The sequence below is a fragment of the Paraburkholderia sp. genome (assembly GCF_026225065.1).
Taxonomy (GTDB): Bacteria; Pseudomonadota; Gammaproteobacteria; order Burkholderiales; family Burkholderiaceae; genus Paraburkholderia.
This window is the reverse complement of record NZ_JAMFSB010000070.1, coordinates 1-4574: the sequence shown is the minus strand read 5'-3', so window position 1 is coordinate 4574 and position 4574 is coordinate 1. Positions and strand designations below refer to the sequence as shown.

General features: G+C 63.0%; 4 protein-coding genes. All 4 read left to right on the top strand.

All coding sequences use genetic code 11. The features are described from left to right. Positions 1-523: 523 nt before the first annotated feature. Positions 524-1294 (top strand): ferredoxin--NADP reductase, encoded by a 771-nt coding sequence (locus M0954_RS05400; protein WP_122153117.1) that lies wholly within the window; start codon positions 524-526, stop codon positions 1292-1294. A gap of 574 nt (positions 1295-1868) precedes the next feature. Beyond that, positions 1869-2696 (top strand): ATP-binding protein, encoded by an 828-nt coding sequence (locus M0954_RS05395; protein ID WP_122153116.1) that lies wholly within the window; start codon positions 1869-1871, stop codon positions 2694-2696. Positions 2697-2706: 10 nt separating this feature from the next. After that, the gene (gene rqpR / locus M0954_RS05390; RefSeq protein ID WP_297352019.1) at positions 2707-3363 is read left to right on the top strand and encodes a response regulator transcription factor RqpR; all 657 of its coding nucleotides are present in this window, start codon (positions 2707-2709) and stop codon (positions 3361-3363) included. A 160-nt stretch (positions 3364-3523) separates the two neighbouring features. Beyond that, a partial coding sequence (locus M0954_RS05385) for an amino acid permease (protein ID WP_297352017.1) occupies positions 3524-4574 on the top strand: 1051 nt, incomplete at its 3' end.

Sequence of the window (4574 nt, the reverse complement as noted above, 5' to 3'; positions counted from 1 at the left end):
CTGTAACGGCGTGAGCGTGGCCTGGGCTGCGACGGACGCCCCCGTCCGCCACGCCCGCGCCCAGGCATGACTTCCCGCGCTTTAGCGCCGTTTCCGCGCCCTTTCCATTGATTTCCCTCACCTTTTGACAGTTTCAGCAGCAGGGTCAATTCTGCGCTGCGCGACGGGTTTCTGTATCATCCCAAAAATTGTTGTCAGGACCCGCGCCTGCCGGCCCGCGATCCGGTCACCGGACGGCGTCGCCCCACGCGAGTTGCGCTCCTCGCCGTACCGCTGCTGAACCCCGGCTGTATCCCCGCCGACAAGCTTCGCTGTGTGCCGTTCCGACGCCGGAGCCACAAGTCCGGCAACCGCTAGAGCCGCCGTGCCGCCACCCGCGGACGGTGAGCGCGGTAAAATAGCGGATTGCGCATCATTTTTTCCTTAAGCAATCGGTCAACCACAGGGTTAGCGCAGCATCGCCCTTGCCGTGCCGGCCGGTTATTCGTCTGGCCGTTTTTGTTTTCGCACTATCCAAGAAGCCATGAGCAACCTGAATCAACAAACCGTCCTGAGCGTCCATCACTGGACCGATACGCTGTTCAGTTTCACCTGCACGCGCGACCCGTCGTTCCGTTTCGAAAACGGCCAGTTCACGATGGTCGGCCTCGAAGTCGACGGCAAGCCGCTGATCCGCGCCTACAGCCTCGCGAGCGCGAACTACGAAGAGCACCTCGAATTCCTGAGCATCAAGGTTCAGGACGGCCCGCTCACGTCGCGCCTGCAGCATCTGAAGGTGGGCGATCAGGTCCTGATCGGCAAGAAGCCGGTAGGTACACTGATGGCGGACAACCTGCTGCCGGGCAAGACGCTGTGGCTGCTGTCCACGGGTACGGGCCTCGCGCCGTTCATGTCGATCATCAAAGATCCGGACATTTACGACCGCTACGAGCGCGTGGTGCTCACGCACACCTGCCGTTTCGTCGATGAACTGGCGTACAAGGAATACATCACGGATCACCTGCCGGCGCACGAGCACCTCGGCGAACTGGTACAGGAAAAGCTGCTGTATTACCCCACCGTCACGCGTGAGGCGTTCCAGAACCGCGGCCGGATCACCGAGCTGATCGAAACTGAAAAGCTGTTCGCCGACCTTGGCGTGCCCGGCTTCTCACTGGAAAACGACCGCGTCATGCTGTGTGGCAGCCCGCACATGCTGCGCGACACGCGCAAGCTGCTCGACGACGCGGGCTTCCAGGAAGGCAGCAACAATTCGCCGGGGCACTACGTCGTCGAAAAGGCGTTCGTGGGCTAAACAGCCGCGCGGCCTACTGCCGCCGTAGCCACCACGCTCACCGCAAAACGGTCGAGCCTCAAGAAACCGGAGCCTTCGCGCTCCGGTTTTGCTTTTTGGCGCGAGCGGATCCCGAATACTGTTGGCACTTTTCCTGGCGCCCTGCGACCCTTCGCGGCGACTGCCCGAATCTCACATACCAGGAGAACGCCGCCAGCAGCGTCCAGTTACAAATCCGACGCCTAGCCTCACCTTGCGTGTCAGCCTTTTTCCTACATGCAAAACGCATATAGCATGTCGACCGCATTAAAGTCCTGGCGCAAAAAACCCACGCTAACCCTTGTTCTATCTGCTCCTTTTCTTTTTTTTTGAGATATGATCGCGACGCATCATCGGTTGCTGTGAAACCCACCAGGGTTACATCCGATATGTAACTGAATGTAAATTTAGTTACGCTACACTGTAGCGAATTGTCCGTCGCAGCTATGCGCTATGGGCAAATCACAAGGCCGGAGATTCGTATGCGTTCCCTCGTCTTCGCGCCGTCGATGCGCACCCGGTTTGCTGTGCCAGAGGCATCCTGAGCGGGAGAGTCATGGATACGTCGATTGTCGTACCGATCACTGCGCATGTGCCCCCTTCGATTGTCCGCGAAGAAAGCAGCGCCGAGCTTGAGCTCGCGCGTCTGCGCGCCCGCGTGCGCGAACTGTCTGCTGAACTGATCCACGCCCAGGAAGCCACCTGCCAACGCGTAGCGCGCGAACTGCACGACAGCGTCGGCGCCGAACTGACCGCGACACGCTTTGCGCTCGCCGGTGTCGAAACCTGGCTGCCCGCCGATGCGCCGCCGCAATGCGCCGCCGCGCTCAAAGTAGCCAGCCGCTCGCTCGACACGGTCTGCGAAGCCGCCCGCCATGCGGTTGCCGAGCTTCATGCGCCCGCCCTCGAAGCGGGCATCATCGGCGCGCTCTCGCAGTGGACCGGCGACTTCACCGCGCGCACTCAGCTACGTACTAGCTTTGTCTGCGCCGCCGACGTGCGGCTCACGCGCTTGCCGGCGGACGCCGCGCTGGCGATTTTCCGGGTCGCCCAGGAAGCGTTGAACAATATTGCCAAGCACGCGCGGGCCAGCGCTGCGGACGTCCGCATCGAAGCCAGCCGCCGCCATCTGACGCTGGTCGTCAGCGACGACGGCGTCGGCCTCGCGCCGCGCGCCCGCATACGCCAAAGCCATTTCGGCCTCGCCGGGATGCGCGCCCGCTGCGCGGCGTTCGACGGCAGCGTGCAGATCAGTGCGCGCCGCGGCGACGACGCCACGCAAGGCGGCACCACGGTGCGCGCGCGTTTCGCATGGGATGCGATGCTCGCCGACGCGGCGTGCGTCGAGCGCCGTGCGGTCAGCGCCACCGTACTTTCGTTGTGAGCGCACCGACATGAGCCTGCGTATCCTGCTCGTGGACGACCATGCCGTCGTCCGTCAAGGCGTTCGTCAACTATTGATGGACCGCGGCGTCGCGAACGAAGTGGCTGAGGCCGAAACCGGCGCCGAAGCGCTCATCGCCGCGGCAAAGCATGTGTACGACGTGATCCTGCTCGACATCTCGCTGCCCGACATGAACGGCGTCGAAGTGCTCAAGCGCGTCAAACGCAAGGCGCCGCGCGCGGCGGTGCTGATGTTCTCGATGTATCGCGAAGACCAGTACGCGGTCCGCGCACTGAAGGCCGGCGCGGCCGGGTACCTGTCGAAGACTGTCGACGCCGCGCAGATGATCGGCGCGATCCAGCAGGTGGCGGCCGGCCGCAAGTATGTCAGCCCGGCGATGGCCGAGGCGCTCGCCGATTACGTCTCGTTCGACGGTGAGCAATTGCCGCACGAAAAACTCTCCGACCGCGAATATCAGACGCTGTGCATGCTCGCCTCGGGCAAGCGGCTGACGGATATTGCGAACACGCTGTCGCTGTCAGTCAAAACGGTCAGCGTGTACCGCACGCGCCTGCTCGAGAAGATGAAGCTGCGCAATAACGCCGAGCTCACCTTCTATGTGATGAGCAACCGGCTCGTCGATCTCAATCCGGCCATGGCCGGATAAGCGCCATAAGGGCACCGCAAAAGGCACAAGACACGCTTGAGGTACGGCGCAAGGCCGTACCTGCCATCCCGAAAAGGCATCGGGGTGCGCATCCGCTAAAATCGCGGGTTTCTCGACATTCGGCGCGCAAGATGCGTGCACTACCGGAGAACCCACGCCAATGTCCCTGTTTCGCAAGAAAAGCGTCGAGCACATGCTCGCCGCCAGCACCCAAAGCGGCGGCCTGAAGAAAACCCTCGGCGCACTTGACCTCACTTTCCTCGGTGTCGGCGCCATCATCGGCACCGGCATTTTCGTGCTGACCGGTACCGGCGCCGTGCAGGCCGGCCCGGCGCTGATGCTGTCGTTCATCATCGCGGCCATCGCCTGCGGCTTCGCGGCGCTCGCCTATGCCGAGTTCGCCTCCACCATTCCGGTCGCCGGCTCGATCTATACCTATTCGTACGCCACGCTCGGCGAACTGGCCGCGTGGATCATCGGCTGGGACCTGATGCTCGAATACGGGCTGGCTACCTCGGCGGTGTCGGTGGGCTGGTCGGGTTATCTGCAGTCGCTCCTGTCGGGATTCGGCATTGCGCTGCCGGTCGCCCTGTCGGCCGCACCCGGGGCGCTACCCGGTCACATGACCTTGTTCAACCTGCCCGCCTTTCTGGTCATGATGGCCATCACCGCGCTGCTGTCGGTCGGCATCCGCGAATCCGCGCGCATCAACAACATCATGGTGGCGATCAAGGTGATCGTGGTGTTGCTGGTGATCGGCGTCGGCGTGTTTCACGTCACGCCCGCCAACTGGCATCCGTTCATGCCGAACGGCTGGAACGGCGTGTTCGGCGCGGCGGCGGTGATGTTCTTTGCGTTTATCGGCTTCGACTCGGTTTCGTCTGCGGCGGAAGAGGTGAAGAATCCGAAACGCGATCTGCCGGTCGGCATCATCGCCTCACTCGGCGTGTGCGCGGTGCTCTATGTGGCGGTCGCGGCGGTCGTCACGGGCATCATGCCGTCTGCACAGTTCGCCAATATCTCGCACCCGGTGTCGTACGCATTGCAGGTGGCGGGTGAGAAATGGGTGGCCGGCTTCATCGACCTCGGCGCCGTGCTCGGCATGCTCACTGTGATCCTGGTGATGGCCTACGGCCAGACCCGTGTGATCTTTGCGATGTCGCGCGACGGGCTGCTCCCCGCCAGGCTTTCGCGACTGCATCCGCGTTTTG